This window comes from Litorimonas sp. (assembly GCA_029936425.1).
Lineage (GTDB): Bacteria > Pseudomonadota > Alphaproteobacteria > Caulobacterales > Maricaulaceae > Litorimonas.
Genome location: JAPYSU010000008.1, coordinates 125,566 through 139,468, shown reverse-complemented (window position 1 = coordinate 139,468; position 13,903 = coordinate 125,566). Strand labels below are relative to the sequence as shown.

General features: G+C 52.2%; 13 protein-coding genes and 1 tRNA gene. 6 read left to right on the top strand and 8 right to left on the bottom strand.

What is annotated here, in order from left to right; genetic code table 11:
- The first annotated feature begins 283 nt into the window (after positions 1–283).
- The gene (locus ACN0IC_RS09365; RefSeq protein WP_416878516.1) at positions 284–472 is read left to right on the top strand and encodes a GIY-YIG nuclease family protein; all 189 of its coding nucleotides are present in this window, start codon (positions 284–286) and stop codon (positions 470–472) included.
- A gap of 359 nt (positions 473–831) precedes the next feature.
- Here ACN0IC_RS09365 and mgrA read toward each other — a convergent pair whose 3' ends face one another.
- Together mgrA and apaG are read right to left on the bottom strand one after the other, a co-directional pair.
- Complete coding sequence (mgrA, locus tag ACN0IC_RS09360) at positions 832–1,872, bottom strand: L-glyceraldehyde 3-phosphate reductase (protein ID WP_416878515.1); 1,041 nt, start codon at positions 1,870–1,872, stop codon at positions 832–834.
- Between the two features lie 162 nt (positions 1,873–2,034).
- Positions 2,035–2,490: a Co2+/Mg2+ efflux protein ApaG gene (apaG, locus tag ACN0IC_RS09355; protein WP_416878514.1), complete on the bottom strand. Its 456-nt coding sequence runs from the start codon at positions 2,488–2,490 to the stop codon at positions 2,035–2,037.
- Positions 2,491–2,661: 171 nt separating this feature from the next.
- Between apaG and ACN0IC_RS09350 the strand changes: the two genes are divergently transcribed.
- The 3 genes from ACN0IC_RS09350 to ACN0IC_RS09340 all read left to right on the top strand — a co-directional run bounded on the left by ACN0IC_RS09350 (position 2,662) and on the right by ACN0IC_RS09340 (position 7,827).
- On the top strand, positions 2,662–3,702 hold the full coding sequence (locus ACN0IC_RS09350; RefSeq protein WP_416878513.1) for a 2'-deoxycytidine 5'-triphosphate deaminase: 1,041 nt from the start codon (positions 2,662–2,664) through the stop codon (positions 3,700–3,702).
- 48 nt (positions 3,703–3,750) lie between these two features.
- Complete coding sequence (locus ACN0IC_RS09345; RefSeq protein ID WP_416878512.1) at positions 3,751–5,745, top strand: alpha/beta hydrolase family protein; 1,995 nt, start codon at positions 3,751–3,753, stop codon at positions 5,743–5,745.
- Positions 5,746–5,919: 174 nt separating this feature from the next.
- Entirely contained in the window at positions 5,920–7,827 is a 1,908-nt protein-coding gene (locus ACN0IC_RS09340) for a prolyl oligopeptidase family serine peptidase (protein WP_416878511.1), read from the top strand.
- A 4-nt stretch (positions 7,828–7,831) separates the two neighbouring features.
- Here ACN0IC_RS09340 and ACN0IC_RS09335 read toward each other — a convergent pair whose 3' ends face one another.
- The 4 genes from ACN0IC_RS09335 to ACN0IC_RS09320 form a co-directional block, all read right to left on the bottom strand.
- Positions 7,832–8,773 carry a radical SAM protein gene (locus tag ACN0IC_RS09335; RefSeq protein WP_416878510.1) on the bottom strand — a complete coding sequence of 314 codons (942 nt, stop codon included), beginning with the start codon at positions 8,771–8,773 and terminating at the stop codon, positions 7,832–7,834.
- An 80-nt stretch (positions 8,774–8,853) separates the two neighbouring features.
- Positions 8,854–9,690, bottom strand: coding sequence for an ABC transporter ATP-binding protein (locus tag ACN0IC_RS09330; protein ID WP_416878509.1), 837 nt, complete (start codon positions 9,688–9,690; stop codon positions 8,854–8,856).
- A complete protein-coding gene (locus ACN0IC_RS09325; protein ID WP_416878508.1) occupies positions 9,674–10,477 on the bottom strand; it encodes an ABC transporter permease in 804 nt (267 codons plus the stop codon). Before ACN0IC_RS09325 ends, ACN0IC_RS09330 begins: the two co-directional genes overlap by 17 nt.
- 20 nt (positions 10,478–10,497) lie before the next feature.
- On the bottom strand, positions 10,498–11,271 hold the full coding sequence (locus ACN0IC_RS09320) for a hypothetical protein (RefSeq protein WP_416878507.1): 774 nt from the start codon (positions 11,269–11,271) through the stop codon (positions 10,498–10,500).
- Positions 11,272–11,539: 268 nt separating this feature from the next.
- On the opposite strand from ACN0IC_RS09320, the gene ACN0IC_RS09315 reads away from it, so the two are divergent.
- Both ACN0IC_RS09315 and ACN0IC_RS09310 read left to right on the top strand, forming a co-directional pair.
- The gene (locus ACN0IC_RS09315) at positions 11,540–12,499 is read left to right on the top strand and encodes a P1 family peptidase (RefSeq protein ID WP_416878506.1); all 960 of its coding nucleotides are present in this window, start codon (positions 11,540–11,542) and stop codon (positions 12,497–12,499) included.
- A gap of 118 nt (positions 12,500–12,617) precedes the next feature.
- Positions 12,618–12,694 (top strand) — tRNA-Arg (locus ACN0IC_RS09310).
- Positions 12,695–12,973: 279 nt separating this feature from the next.
- Here ACN0IC_RS09310 and ACN0IC_RS09305 read toward each other — a convergent pair.
- Both ACN0IC_RS09305 and ACN0IC_RS09300 read right to left on the bottom strand, forming a co-directional pair.
- Entirely contained in the window at positions 12,974–13,396 is a 423-nt protein-coding gene (locus tag ACN0IC_RS09305) for a nuclear transport factor 2 family protein (RefSeq protein WP_416878505.1), read from the bottom strand.
- A 20-nt stretch (positions 13,397–13,416) separates the two neighbouring features.
- Positions 13,417–13,770 carry a Rieske (2Fe-2S) protein gene (locus ACN0IC_RS09300; protein ID WP_416878504.1) on the bottom strand — a complete coding sequence of 118 codons (354 nt, stop codon included), beginning with the start codon at positions 13,768–13,770 and terminating at the stop codon, positions 13,417–13,419.
- Positions 13,771–13,903: the final 133 nt, after the last annotated feature.

The following is a 13,903-nucleotide window of genomic DNA, read 5'->3' as shown; positions in this document are numbered from 1 at the left end:
CGGTGGCCCGGCACAGTCGGATGTGTCACCACCCGATGCTCAACCTCGCTGTCCCTTGCTCCGGTAGGTGACGTCTACCTGTCCATGAACAAAAGAACGAGTTTGAAATTAGCACGGAAATGCAAAGCGAGGATCTATCTCGTCGATTTTCTGTAAGGGATTGGGAATTTTGGGGTTTTTGGCGGGATAAGTGGGGACGGGGATTTAAAATGAAAATGCTTGAATTATTCTTTCGTCATTACAAGACCTTGTTCTTGTAATCCATCTCCTGCATTTTACGGCTATGCGCTATGGCTACGTTTATCTCCTCTGTAACCGAAAAAACGGAGCTATATATCTTGGCGTCACTAATAATCTGGGTGAACGTCTCCGCGAGCATAAAGAAAAACAAAACGAAGGCTTCACAGCAGATTTCGACGTGATCCGTTTGGTCTGGTTTGACCGTTTCGACTTAGTCACCGACGCTATTTAACGTGAGAAAACCATGAAGGGATGGCCACGCCAATGGAAAATCAACACGATTGAGAAACATAATCCAGATTGGAAAGAGATTGTGTTGGAATTTGATGATTAATACCGCCATTGGGGCGCGTAGCAAACACCCGGAGATGGATTGCAAGAACGGGGTCTTGCAATGACGGAAACGGGTTCGACATCATGTCACTCCCCGTCTGACCTCTGCCGAAAGGCGCTTCATTTGCCGATCTACGTCAAGCCGCTCAATCGCACAAACTGTACCCCGCCCTTTGGACAGCTTTCACATCGAATGATAACCAATCATTCTTTGGCTCAAACCCCGTGAACGGGGGAAGAAAGCATCATCGCAGCCTCTCACAAATCAGACGATACGCTCCAGATATTGATGTCGCCGTCTTTGGCGTATTTATCTATTTCCTTCAGTTCTTCATCTGAAAAGTCGAGCGTTTCTAGGCTGGCGAGGGAGTTTGCCAGTTGGTCCACGGTCCGTGCGCCGATCAGGGCGGAGGTGACGCGTGGGTCGCGCAGAACCCAGGCGATGGCCATCTGGGCGAGAGATTGTCCGCGCCGCTCGGCGATTTTATTCAGCTCCCGGATACGCTTTATATTGGTGTCGGTCAGCATATCCTTGCTGAAAGAGCCGTCTTTGGACGCGCGGGCCTCCTCCGGCACGCCGTCCAGATATTTCTCGGTGAGCAGTCCCTGCGCCAGAGGCGAAAAGCCGATACAGCCCGCGCCGAGATCTTCGAGCGTGTCCAGTAGCTCGTCTTCTATCCAGCGGTTGAGCATGGAATAGGAGGGTTGATGAATGAATAGCGGGACATTTTCCCGGCTGAGGATTTCCGCCGCTTTGCGGGTGAGTTCCGGCGAATAAGACGAAATACCGATATAGAGCGCTTTACCCTGACGATGGATTTGCGCCAGCGCGCCCATAGTCTCTTCAAGCGGCGTGTCAGGATCGACGCGGTGGGAGTAAAAAATATCGACATAGTCTACACCCAGACGTTTCAGGCTCTGATCGCAGCTGGCGATAAGGTATTTTTTGGAGCTTCCGATTCCGCCGTAAGGTCCGGGCCACATATCCCAGCCGGCTTTGGACGAGATAATTAGCTCGTCCCTGTGGTTTTTGAAGTCTTTCGCCAGAACCTTGCCGAAATTCTCTTCCGCTGAGCCGTAAGGCGGGCCGTAATTATTGGCGAGATCGAAATGATTAATGCCATTGTCAAAAGCGTGCCGCAAAATGGCGCGGCCGGTTTCAAACACATCTTCGCCGCCGAAATTTTGCCAGAGGCCAAGAGTGATCGCCGGAAGTTTTATGCCGGAGTGGCCGCATTTGCGATAGGGCATGGAGTCGTAGCGGGTCTCGGCGGGCGTGTATGGTTTCGGAAATGTCATTTGGGGGCCTGAAAATCTGAGTTTTTACAGTCCTCGGGGGTAAGGACACCTTCAGACCTAACGGCGAAGGACAGCGCCGTCAATTTTTCCAGATTTATAGAATGGCAGATTTAATTGGCAGGTTTATCACCTGCGAAAAACGGGTGAGGGGCCTCACATTGATTAATTTGCGCCCAAGCCTTCATGCGGGCTGTCGAGGACAAAGGCCGGAATCTCGATGTCATAGCTCTCGCCGTCAGGGGATTCGACGCGGTACGTGCCGAGCATCATGCCGGACGGGGCGGTGAGCGGCGCGCCGCTTGTATAGCGAAAGACTTCGCCGGATTTAATGGTGGGCTGTTCGCCGACCACGCCGGCGCCGCGCACTTCCTGAACCTGGCCGCGGCTATCCGCGATTTGCCAGAACCGTTCCGTGACTTGCAGGTCTTTATCGCCCTGATTGTCGATTTCGACCGTGTAGGCCCAGATGAAGCGGGAGTCGGAGACGGAGGATTGTTCGGCGAGAAATTCGGGTTCGACGCGGACAATGACGTCCTTTGTGCGTTGTTCAAACAATGGGGAGGCCACTGTCTCTTTGACTTTGATACTGTTCGAAATGGCCGAATCCATTCTTGCCATGCCCCCACTCCTCTCAATTGACGCCCGGATCCTTTATCGGCCCGTATTCGTCGGTCTCTCTGCTGCGACAATGCGGTGTGATTGCGCGACTCGCAAGCGGTTTACCCATTAACCCCCAAAAATTTACAGTCTTTTCTTGTCAGACGGGAATAGCGTGCTACCTCAAATTCCATGACAGACAGCGCGAAAAAGGGCATTCTCCCGGAGCAGGCCATCAAAGGCCTGATTGAGGACAGCGTCATCACGCAATCCTTCGGGGCAGGCGGAGAGGAGGGGCTGCCGCCTCTGGTGCAGCCTGCCAGTCTGGATTTACAGCTTGGCAATATCGCCTATCGCATGCGGGCGAGCTATCTCCCCGGAGAGGGCGAGGCGATTGAAGCGACAAGAGACGCGCTTTGTCTGCACAGTATTGATATAACAAATGGCGCGGTGCTGGAAACAGGCTGCGTCTATCTTATTCCGCTCAGAGAGGCTCTGGCCTTGCCGGAGCATTTGAGCGCGGCGGCCAACCCCAAAAGTTCAACCGGGCGGCTGGATGTGTTTACCCGCGTGATTTGCGACGGCGCAACGCGGTTTGACGCGGTCCCGCGCGGCTATCACGGACCGCTCTATGTCGAAGTCGCGCCGCGAACCTTTCCGATTTTGGTGCGCCCGGGCGACCGCCTGGTGCAGCTGCGCTTTCGCACAGGCGAGCCTAAAGTTCTGGATACGCAAACGGTCAGTATTGACCTGAAGGGCGTGGACCAGACGGGAATTGTCGGCTGGCGCGCGCGGCGGCATTCCGGCCTTGTCGATCTGCGGGACATTAGCGGCCATAAAGCGCGGGATTACTGGGAGCCGCTTTACGCTCCGGACGGGCAGCTCGTTCTGGACCCGGAAGAGTTTTACATTCTGGCGAGCCAGGAGGCCGTCTCTATTCCGCAGGATCAGGCCGCCGAGATGGCCCCGATTGCGCCGGAAATCGGCGAGTTTCGCGCGCATTATGCCGGCTTTTTCGACCCCGGTTTCGGACTGGACGAGGCCGGCGGTCAGGGCAGCCGCGCCGTGCTGGAGGTGAGAGGCCGGGACGTGCCGTTCCTGCTGCGCCACGGGCAATCTGTTGCCAAGTTGGTCTTCGAACCCTTAAGCGAAAAACCCGCGCGGCTTTATGGCGGCGACGGGTCGCATTATCAGTCTCAAGGCTTGCGTTTGTCCAAACATTTTGCTCTTTAAGGTTTAGCGGGCCGGGAAAGCGGCCCCTTAATCGACTAGGGAATATAAATGCGCCTCTTACAGTTACTGTCCTGTCTGTTTCTTTTTTTACTGACGTCTCTGACCGCCTCGCAGGGGAAAGCCGCCCCGCCGCCTGCCGAAGCATTCGGGAAGCTTCCGGCGATATATGACGCGGCTTTGTCACCGGATGCGACGAAAATTGCTGCGGTGATGAGCCAGGACGGGCGGTATTATCTCCGCATTAGTGAGATTAACAAACCTGATGAAGCTCCAAAAATATCCGGCCTGGGAGAAACGATCAAACCGGCTTATGTAAAATGGGCGAATGAGGAGCAGGTTATTCTTTCCTTTTGGCGCAGCGAAGAATTATCCGGAGTGCCCTTTCGAAGCGGATATCTATATACGCTAAATATAGAAACGATGGAGGGAAAAATCCTGGTCGACCCCCGCACAGCCGGAGGCGCGTCAACCGGGAGTCGTTTGGGTAATTCAGCTATTTTCAGGCAGTTTAACAATGTTGTTGTGGACTGGCTTGAGGACGACCCAAACCATATTTTAATGGCCTATTCCGATAAGGATAATAACCTTACGCCCGATTTGCGCCGCGTAAACGTCGCGACAGGAAATGACAGCATTGTCCATATTGGCATGAAAGATATCCAGAGGTGGCAAACAGACCGCTCCGGGAGACTTCGTATCGCCCAGGGCCGCAAGGACGATAAAGAGGCGACGGCTGTTCTGCGAATACAAGACGCTGACAACGATTACTGGCGGGAGTCTGATGAATTTCCAGGGTTGAGAGCGGATACAAATATCTTCGGTTTTACCTCTGATCCCAATGAACTGATTATTGGCGATTATCAGGGACAGGACACCCTCGGACTTTACATTTATGATCTCAGGGAAAAATCCATAACGCGCAAAATTTACCACAATGATACTTATGACGCGTCAGGGGTAATAACGTCCAAAGACGGCGGAGAAATCATTGGCGCAAATTATATCGCGGATACACCCCAAACCGAAATGCTGGACGGTAATGATACGATACTCCAGTCCATGCGGCGCACATTTCAGGGCTTCACAATTGATTATGTCGATCAATCGCAAGACGGTCAGACCGTGCTTTTCAAGCTGAGCAGTCCTTATCATCCCGGCGCCCTGATGATGGTCGAAGGTAAGGATAGCAAACCTGTCAATCTCGGGGCCTATTATCCGGATTTGAAACCGGACATGCTTGGCGAGGTTATCCCGGTTGGATTTTCCGCACGCGATGGCCAACGTATTCCGAGCTATGTGACGCTCCCGCCGACGGTCACAGATACGGCCCAGATTAAGAACCTGCCTTTTATCATTTTGCCGCATGGCGGCCCTTACGCACGGGACAGTCAGAGATTCGACTATTTCTCCCAGTTCTTTGCCTCTCGCGGCTATGCCGTTCTACAAATGAATTTCCGCGGCTCGGAAGGTTTTGGGCAGGCCTTTGAAAAGGCAGGCCGGGAAAACTGGATCATCATGCAGGAAGATGTCGAAGACGGAACAAAATGGCTCATCGAGAAAGGCTATGCCGATCCGGACCGTATCTGCATCGCGGGTTGGTCTTATGGAGGCTATGCCTCTTTGATGGGCGCAGCGAAAAACCCGGAGCTTTATCAATGCTCCATCGCCATGGCGGCGCTGACGGATATCCGCGCGCATATCAATGATCAGCGCGATTACAGATTTGGCGAGCAATCCGCAGAGCGTTTCATCGGCGCAGGATTTGAAAGCAAAGACGATATAAAAGCCAATTCACCTGTCAAAATAGCCGAGGACATGACGGTCCCCCTCTTTCTGGCGCATGGCGAATTGGACCAACAGGTCAATTTCAATCAGTTCAAACGTATGAAACGCGCCTTGAAGGACAGCTCTGCCGAAGTGACCTATATGGAGTTTGAAGATGAGGACCATTACCTCTCGAATGAAGAAAACCGCCAGGATTTTTTCAAGGGTTTGGAGGAATTCCTGAAGGAAAACCTCGGAGAAAGCGAATTTTCACCGTAAAGAGCTACGCCCTAAACTTGCATTTATCAGACGACTTTGCTCTTTATAGCTAAAGATTAAAGCAAAGCCTGTTCGGATGGGCAAATAAGAGACTTTCCATTTATGACGACTTTATTGAGACGGAGCCTATCCACCTTTTTACTAGGTCTATGTGTTTCTTTGTCTAGCGAGATTATGTCTTCGTCTATTTTGGTGAATGGGGCTGCCCACGCGGCGCCGCCCGCCGAAGCTTTTGGGGAGCTTCCGATAGCTTATGATGCAGCTATTTCACCGGATGGGAAGCATATCGCTGTAGTGGTCAATGTGGAGGGAGAGTATGTTATCTATGTTCAGAATATCGATAATCAGGGGGATCCCCAATATATAAGATTAGGCGAAGGCGTGAAGCCGGGGTTTATTAAATGGGCGAATGATCACAGATGGGTGGCCTCCATCAATCGGCAAGATACGTTTAGAAATACACCCTATACTGCGAGCTATCTCTATTCCGCAGATATAAAGACTCAGGAAAGTGGCCTTGTCGTTGAGCCCAGAGGCATGTTCCGTCAAAACAATAGCCGCGTTATCGACTGGCTCGAAGACGACCCTAATCATATTTTGATGGCGTATTCCGATAAGGAATTTGACCCCTATCCCGATATCAAGAAGGTCAATGTGGCGACAGGCCGTGACCGAACGGTCAAACGCGGGAAAAACGGTATTGAGTACTGGATCAGCGACGGAGATGGCACGCCCCGAATCGGAGCCGGCCAGACCGATGGCGGCGACAAGAAAATGATTATCTACAATTCCGAAACGCAGCGCTGGGATAGAAGTGATGATTATCCCGGAATTACCCCGGAGACAGATATTTACGGCATTCTGAAAGACGGCACAGAACTGGTCATCGCCGATTATCAGGGCCGGGATACTTTGGGACTATATATCTATAATCTGAAACAGAAAAAAATCACCCGGACGCTTTTCCACAATGATAAATATGATGCGTCAGGTGTCGTGTTGAGCAAGGACGGCGAAACCGTTATCGGGGCCCGGTATATTGCGGATAAGGACAAGATTGAACTTCTGGATAAATACGGCACTCTGCTCGATAGATTGCGGGCCAAGTTTACCGACTACACAGTGGATTTTGTTGATCAGACGGAAAACGGCAAAACGGTGCTGGTGAAAATGTCTGCGGCATACGATCCGGGCGGGCTTTATATCTTCAACTCAGGCGACGAGCTCCCGGCGCGGCTAAGCCGCATGTATAATGAAATTGTTCCGGACGATCTGGGGAATGTGAGCGCCGTCCATTACACGGCCCGAGACGGGGAAAAGATTCCCGCATTTGTCACCTTTCCGCCCAATGTGAAAACAACGGAGCAGTTTAAAGACCTGCCCTTTATTATCCTGCCGCATGGCGGGCCCTATGCGCGCGATTCTCATGAATTTGATTATTTTGCGCAGTTTTTTGCCACGCGGGGTTACGGCGTCTTGCAAATGAATTTTCGCGGGTCCGAAGGGTATGGCAAAAGTTTTGCCGAGGCCGGGCGGTCAAATTGGGTCGTGATGCAGGAAGATGTCGAAGACGGCGCGCGCTGGTTGATGGAAAAAGGCTATGCCGACCCTGAACGTACTTGCATTGCCGGGTGGTCCTATGGCGGATATGCCGCCCTGATGGGCGTTGCGACTGATCCTGATCTTTATAAATGCGCGATCGCCATGGCGGCATTGACGGATATTGATGAAGCCAAAAAGGATTTGAAGAAATACCGCGGCGGCAAACATGCTGCGGAGAAATTTTTCGGAAAAGCCTTCGAGGATAAAGATCTACGCCGCGCCAATTCTCCGGTCAATGTGGCGGAAAATATAACCGTCCCTGTCTTTCTGGCCCATGGGGACAAGGATGAAAATGTTCAATTTGAACAATTCGAACGGATGAAAAAGGCCTTGGAAAAAGCGGATGTAAAAGCGACCTTTCTGGAGTTTGAAGACGAAAACCATAATCTCTCGGTTCAGAAAAACCGCGAGACATTCTTTGTCGAAATGGAAAAGTTTCTGAACGACGTAAATGGGCCGAGCGAATATATGGTGCCTTAACAGCTCACGCCGAACAACTCGCCCCGCCAAGAACGCAGAATTTGGCGCAGTGCGGATGATTAAGCGAGACGGGATTCAGGCTTTCTGTGAGGGTTTTTCCTGTCTCGAATTGGTCATCATCCCAAAGAAGCGTGCAGGCGAGAACGCAGGGGCGGCTTTCTCCTTTGCGCCGAACCACCATGCGGGAGCTGGAACACATCATGGCGTTGGGACTGACGTCCAAAATGCCCCAGCATTCTGTCGTGATTTCCGGTACATCTACTTTTTCGTCCATTTCCGGAAAAAGACTCAATTGCGCGGGGTCCATGGCGTCCATGTCCCAGCCCTGTTTGGCAATCAAGGCGCCGTACCCCGCCCGCGCGGCGGCTTCGTCTTCGGAAAACATCGCCCGCCCGGCAATGTTCAACTTAACCCCGTTACGGCTAAGCCAGTTCATGCCTTTCAGGGCTATGGCAAAACTGCCCTCTCCGCGTTCGGCGTCATGACCTTTTTCCGAGAAATGATCGAGGCTGACGCGCAAGGTCATTTTTCCGGGGAACCGTTTATTCAATTCCAAAATACCCTTTTGCAGCCGGGGCCGCATGAGCGGCTTCATCGCGTTCGTCAGAATAAGCAGGCTGTGCCCGCGCTCTAGCGCCATTTCCGACAAGCGGAGAATGTCCGGGTTCATATAGGGCTCGCCCCCGGTAAAGCCGATTTCAATAGGCCGGTCCGCTATCTCGTCCACTTCGTCCAGATAGGGCGCCATATCTTCGGGGCTGAAATAGACAAAATGATCCGCTGTGGGGCTGCTCAGAATATAACAGTTTTCGCATTCAATATTGCACAGCGATCCCGTATTAAACCAGAGCGTTTCGAGCTTGTTAAAGGCGACTGTTGCGCGGGTTTCGCCCTTGGCGGTTCTCTTGGGGTCTTTAAATTTGGCAGGGTCTATTAGGGCGGTCATAAGACTGCCTAACGCGTCACACTGTAAGTGTCACATCAATATCGCTGTGAAGGGGATGCTCTGCGAAGCGGGCGGCGATATCAGGTTCCGTCCCGGACGCCGCGATAGAGCTTAATGGCTTCCTTTGTGTCTCCGTGAAAGACGACCTTGCTCTTGTCCAGCACGAGACAGGTATCGCAGACACGCGAAAGCAGAGGCATGTTATGAGACGCCAAAACAATTATCTGGGCGTTTTCGACCATTTCGTCCATACGCTTTTGCGCCTTGGCAATAAACTCGGCGTCCCCGGCGCCCAGCCATTCATCCATCAACAGGATATGACTGCGTAGCGAGGTCGCGATAGCAAAGGCGAGCCGTAGCGTCATCCCGCTGGAATATTGATAAACGGGGCGGTCTATCCATTCGCCCAATTCGCAAAATTCAACAATATTGGGAATAAGATCTTTGATTTTTTCATACTCCAGACCCAGCATATAGCCGCGTAGAATAATGTTTTCGCGCCCCGTTGCATTGGGAACAAATCCTGATGTGGCATTGAAGATCGAGGAGATTTCGCCCTGAATGTCCAGAGTTCCGCTGCTGGGCGGAAACACGCCGGCGAGCGTTCTTAAAAGGGTGGATTTGCCGGAGCCGTTGCGGCCAAGCAGGCCAAGTCGGCTCCCTGGTTTCAGATCAAAATTAATTCCGCTAAGCGCCTTGTAACCGGATCTGTTGCGCATGGCGGCCGTAAAAGAGCCGAGGGGGTAAGTGACTTCAACGTCTTTGGCGATAATTCGCGGAAAAATATCCGTCTTGCCGTTTGCGTCCGATTTCTTGGGCGGCTCGGCTTTGTCTTTCCTGAGGCTCTCTGACTTGAGGCTCTCTGACTTGGATATCTCTGACTGGGGGCTCTTTGATTTTTTAAATGTAGAAGACAATTTTTCGTCCGTTCTTTTGCAAAAGCACAAGTCCAAGAATAATTAAAAAAGCCGCGATACCAAGTGTGATGCCAAAGGTCTGAATGTCCGGAAAACTCCCTCTGGCCGGTTCGCGAAGCAGGTTTACGTAATAGGTCAGGGGATTAATGCCGGCGACGAATTCAAGCACGGAGGAGCTCTCCAGATTACGCGTATTGGCAGACCAGATAATGGGCGTAAAAAAGAAAGAGAGCCGGATGACGGCAGAGATGATTTCGGAAAAGTCGCGTATTCTGGCGCTGATAATCGACACCACTAATATCGCCCCGATGGCGGTTACAAAATAAATCAGCAGAGAGACCGGAAGAAACAAAGCGTGCCAGTCCGGACGCCAGCCAAAGGCGGCGGCAATGCCGCAAGCCGCGATAAAGTGAAAGAGCAATAAAAAGAGCTTTTTGAAAATCAGCGAAATGACAAAGCCGGACCGCGATAAGGGCGCCTGTAAGAGCATGGATCGATTGCGGTAGAATATATGGCACCCTTCGGTAATGCAGCTGGAGAGAAAATTCCAAGCGACAAAGCCAAAGGCGACGTGGGGAATATGCTCCTCCAAAGGCAGGCCCTGTAATTTGGCCAAGAGCCAGCCAATACCCAAGGTCGGAATGGCAAAGCTGATAATCAGCCAGGACAGACCCAGAAAGTTCCGTCTGTTTTCTATCTGGATTTGCTTTGCGGCGATAACCGACCAGGCTTTGAGGTCCTTGAGGGCGTTGCCTAAGTCCCTGAATGCATAGGACCCGTCTGTCACGAGACTTTATCCGACATGATTCACTTCGCCTTTTTGATTTCAGCTAATTGGGTCTTCAATGCGTTGATTGCATCGCTTAGATTTTTTGTCGTTCTGGCTTCATTTTTTGTCTGATTATCAAGTCTATTCTGGAGCGCCGCCACATCCGAGACGATTTCGCCCAAATCTGTCGGAGCGTTTTTACCGGAGGGCAAGGGAAAGCCTCTTTGCAAAGCCTCCAGTTTCTTTTCCAGATTGTCCTGAATTTCCGCGAGCTGCTGCGCGCTCTGACTTGAATGGGATCTGAGCGCCCTTAATTCCTGGGAGAGATCCACCAGACGGTTGCCAAGCATATCAAGTTCTGCCTCCAGACTGTCCGAGCGGGCTTTCATACCCCGCTTGGCCTCTGCAATTCCGTTCTCCAACAGGCTTTCCTGCTTGGCTGCAGAAGCAATCTGCTCTTTCCGGATCTCTGTATGCTCTTTCCGGATATCCATAAGAGACCCGCCAATCTCCTGTCTGGCGAGGCCGAGGGCATGTGTGTGGCTCCGGCTGATGGACCGCAAATAGCTCAGCATCAGGGTGAGCAGAACCAGCAAGAGAAACGCTATAAAACCGGCAGCAATATAAAGAGGGTAGGGGGCAAGATAGAACGCCGCCGCAAAGAGAGCGGAAATGAAAACAATGAACCAGAAACTCTTAAGCCGGGGGTTGAGCACAGACCGAAGGGACCAGAGGGAAAAATCAACCAGAGACGCCAAAGGAGAGCCGCGTTGCCGAAACCGAGCGAGTTTCTGTCGTGTTTTCGTCAGCATTAAATTTCTTTCTCACAAAAGCTGCAAGGCGGTAAAGGATGTTATCCTCTAGGCCCATAAAGCAAAGCTATCGCTTTGTGAATTACTGTGAAGGCTTAATTTTTCAATCGCTGAGCGCACCAAATCTTTTTGGTGCCGGCATATAGAGAGCTATATGATGGATTGAGGTGAAAATATGAGGCGACAGGGCCGGGCAGGGCAAATGCGCAGGACAAAATACGAAGATTGTTACTCTGGCAAATCCCGTCCGCCTCGCGTAATGAGGCGTATGTCTTTTATGTCTCCCCTTTCCCTTGCCGGCGTTAAAGTCGGGCAGGCGCATCAGGTCTCTGTCAAAACCGGCGTGACCGTAATCTTGCCGGAGTGTCCGGCGACCTGCGCGGTGGATGTGCGTGGCGGCGGGCCTGGAACGCGCGAGATCATGACCTTGCAGGATGGCGGGCTGATAGAAAAAGTCCACGCTGTCGTCCTGTCCGGCGGGTCCGTTTACGGACTGGCCGCCGCGGACGCTGTGACCGTCTGGCTGGGGCAAAAGCGCATTGGCTACGCCCCCGGGCCGGAACCTATCCCGGTCTCCCCCGTCGTGCCAAGCGCGATCTTATTCGATAATGCCAATGGCGGAGACAAGAATTGGGGCGGGTCGCCGCCCTTTCGGGACTTGGCGCTTGCGGCCTGCGAAAGTGCGCAAAGGGACGTTCAAGAAGGCCGCGCCGGCGCCGGATTTGGGGCCACGGCCGGAATATATCGCGGCGGACTGGGCGTTGCCACGGAAACGGCCGGCGGCGTGACCCTCACAGCGATTATTGCCGCCAATCCGGTGGGCTCGCCCTACATGCCCGGAACGTCCTGCCCCTGGGCCTGGGCCTATGAAGAGGGCGGCGAGTTTGGGGGGGAGCGGCCGCCGGCGGAGTATAAATATCAGACGGCGACAGATACAAAGCTCGAATTTCTGAAATCTGCCGGGCAATCGACCGTCATCGGCGCGGTCCTGACGGATGCGGGATTGTCCCAGAAACAGCTCAAGCGTCTGGCGATTATGGCGCAGGACGGTATCCCCCTGGCGGTGCAGCCCGCCCATACGCCGCTGGACGGAGATACGATTTTTGCGCTTTCTCTGGGGGAGCAGACTTGCGACAGCCCTGCGGCGCTCGCCGAACTCGGCGGGGCCGCCGCCCGCTGCGTTGCCCGCGCGCTGATGCGCGGGATCCATTTCGCAAAAGAGAGCTGAAAAAGGATGCAGTCAATGGCAAGAAATCACTGAAATAGCGCTTGCAAAACGGACTCGTTTCCGCTTTAACGCGCCTTCGCAAGAGATTGCGACCACCGCGCCTCACCGCGCACTCTAAGCACCGGTAGCTCAGCTGGATAGAGTACTTGACTACGAATCAAGGGGTCGGGGGTTCGAATCCTCCCCGGTGCGCCATTTTCCTCAAATTTTATAACGTATTAAAGATTGATTTGGGTGGAGCGTTAACGCTCAAACAATCCTAAAGACAGCACAGACTTTTCTTTGCGTAATGTCTGAAAAATAAATGTGAAAATCGTTCAAATGCCCGGATTTTGGTTTCTATTTTAAACAGGACATTTATGGGGTTTGCCTCCACCTGAGACCCGGTAGAGGTTGTTTATAGCTAGACATTGTTGAGCCGTAAATTTTCTGAGGACGCATTCGGAATGGAATATCAGAATGCAACTCTAAAAACTATTTGGGCTCTTCTCTGTGAATTTTTTTGAATACTCGTTTCTTGAAAACCCAGCTACCGTCGATCTTGACGCATTCATCTTCATAGTAGCCACGATCTCTCGTTGTGCGCCCATTCTTATCATCAAATACTTCAGAAGTGTAGCAGCGGACTTCAGCGGTGTCTCCGTTTACGACGATATGACCCGGCGTTGAAACAAAAATAACCCCCGGATACTGAGCCATCGCGCCGACCCACATATCGACGATCGCTTTGCGGCCGATCACATCGGGAAATTCCGGGTAGTCGGGCAGGCTCCAACTGGAGTCCTCGGCCCAACAAGCGCCCCATTCCTCGGCATTGTTCCGGCAGACGGCATCGGAATAAACGTCCAATAACTCGCGAATAGCCAGTCTATCTTCAAAAGGTCCTGAAAAACTCATCTTCTGTCTCTCCTGTAAATTTAAAAGCCGGACGCAGATGCGATTTCTGCGACATAGGCCTCATCGGGGATCTCCACTTCGACCCAAGCGTCCTTAATTCTAGAATTGAAGGTTTTCACCGGGGGGTATTGCCCCCCGATATTCTCTCCGTTTTCAAGCTTGAAACGGGCGCCGTGGAGCGGGCACATTATTGTGCCGCGTCTTATTCTGCCGCCTTCCAATTCGGAATTTTGGTGACTGCACATATTCATCATCGCGAATACTTTATTGCTAGAGTAGATCAGCAAGACCGGCCAATCATTGAGTTTCATGCAGGCGGATTTGCGATCTACTAGATCTTTAAACGCGACCGCCTTAATAAATGACTGACCCATATCCCCTGACTATTTTTAAGTTCATGCAGAGTGTTTTCTGTCACATAATTGGCCGCGCCTCATATGTGTAGCTATTAGATTGATTAGCTCGTTAGGGCCGCACCATTCCGTATAATAAAGTAAAGGCGATATC

Excerpts from the sequence above, each read along its gene's own strand:
- ACN0IC_RS09305 (WP_416878505.1), bottom strand. The coding sequence starts at position 13,396 with ATGAGTTTTTCAGGACCTTTTGAAGATAGACTGGCTATTCGCGAGTTA.
- ACN0IC_RS09300 (WP_416878504.1), bottom strand. The coding sequence starts at position 13,770 with ATGGGTCAGTCATTTATTAAGGCGGTCGCGTTTAAAGATCTAGTAGAT.
- ACN0IC_RS09345 (WP_416878512.1), top strand. The coding sequence starts at position 3,751 with ATGCGCCTCTTACAGTTACTGTCCTGTCTGTTTCTTTTTTTACTGACG.
- ACN0IC_RS09365 (WP_416878516.1), top strand. The coding sequence starts at position 284 with ATGCGCTATGGCTACGTTTATCTCCTCTGTAACCGAAAAAACGGAGCT.
- mgrA (WP_416878515.1), bottom strand. The coding sequence starts at position 1,872 with ATGACATTTCCGAAACCATACACGCCCGCCGAGACCCGCTACGACTCC.
- apaG (WP_416878514.1), bottom strand. The coding sequence starts at position 2,490 with ATGGCAAGAATGGATTCGGCCATTTCGAACAGTATCAAAGTCAAAGAG.
- ACN0IC_RS09350 (WP_416878513.1), top strand. The coding sequence starts at position 2,662 with ATGACAGACAGCGCGAAAAAGGGCATTCTCCCGGAGCAGGCCATCAAA.
- ACN0IC_RS09340 (WP_416878511.1), top strand. The coding sequence starts at position 5,920 with ATGTCTTCGTCTATTTTGGTGAATGGGGCTGCCCACGCGGCGCCGCCC.
- ACN0IC_RS09320 (WP_416878507.1), bottom strand. The coding sequence starts at position 11,271 with ATGCTGACGAAAACACGACAGAAACTCGCTCGGTTTCGGCAACGCGGC.
- ACN0IC_RS09335 (WP_416878510.1), bottom strand. The coding sequence starts at position 8,773 with ATGACCGCCCTAATAGACCCTGCCAAATTTAAAGACCCCAAGAGAACC.
- ACN0IC_RS09315 (WP_416878506.1), top strand. The coding sequence starts at position 11,540 with ATGTCTTTTATGTCTCCCCTTTCCCTTGCCGGCGTTAAAGTCGGGCAG.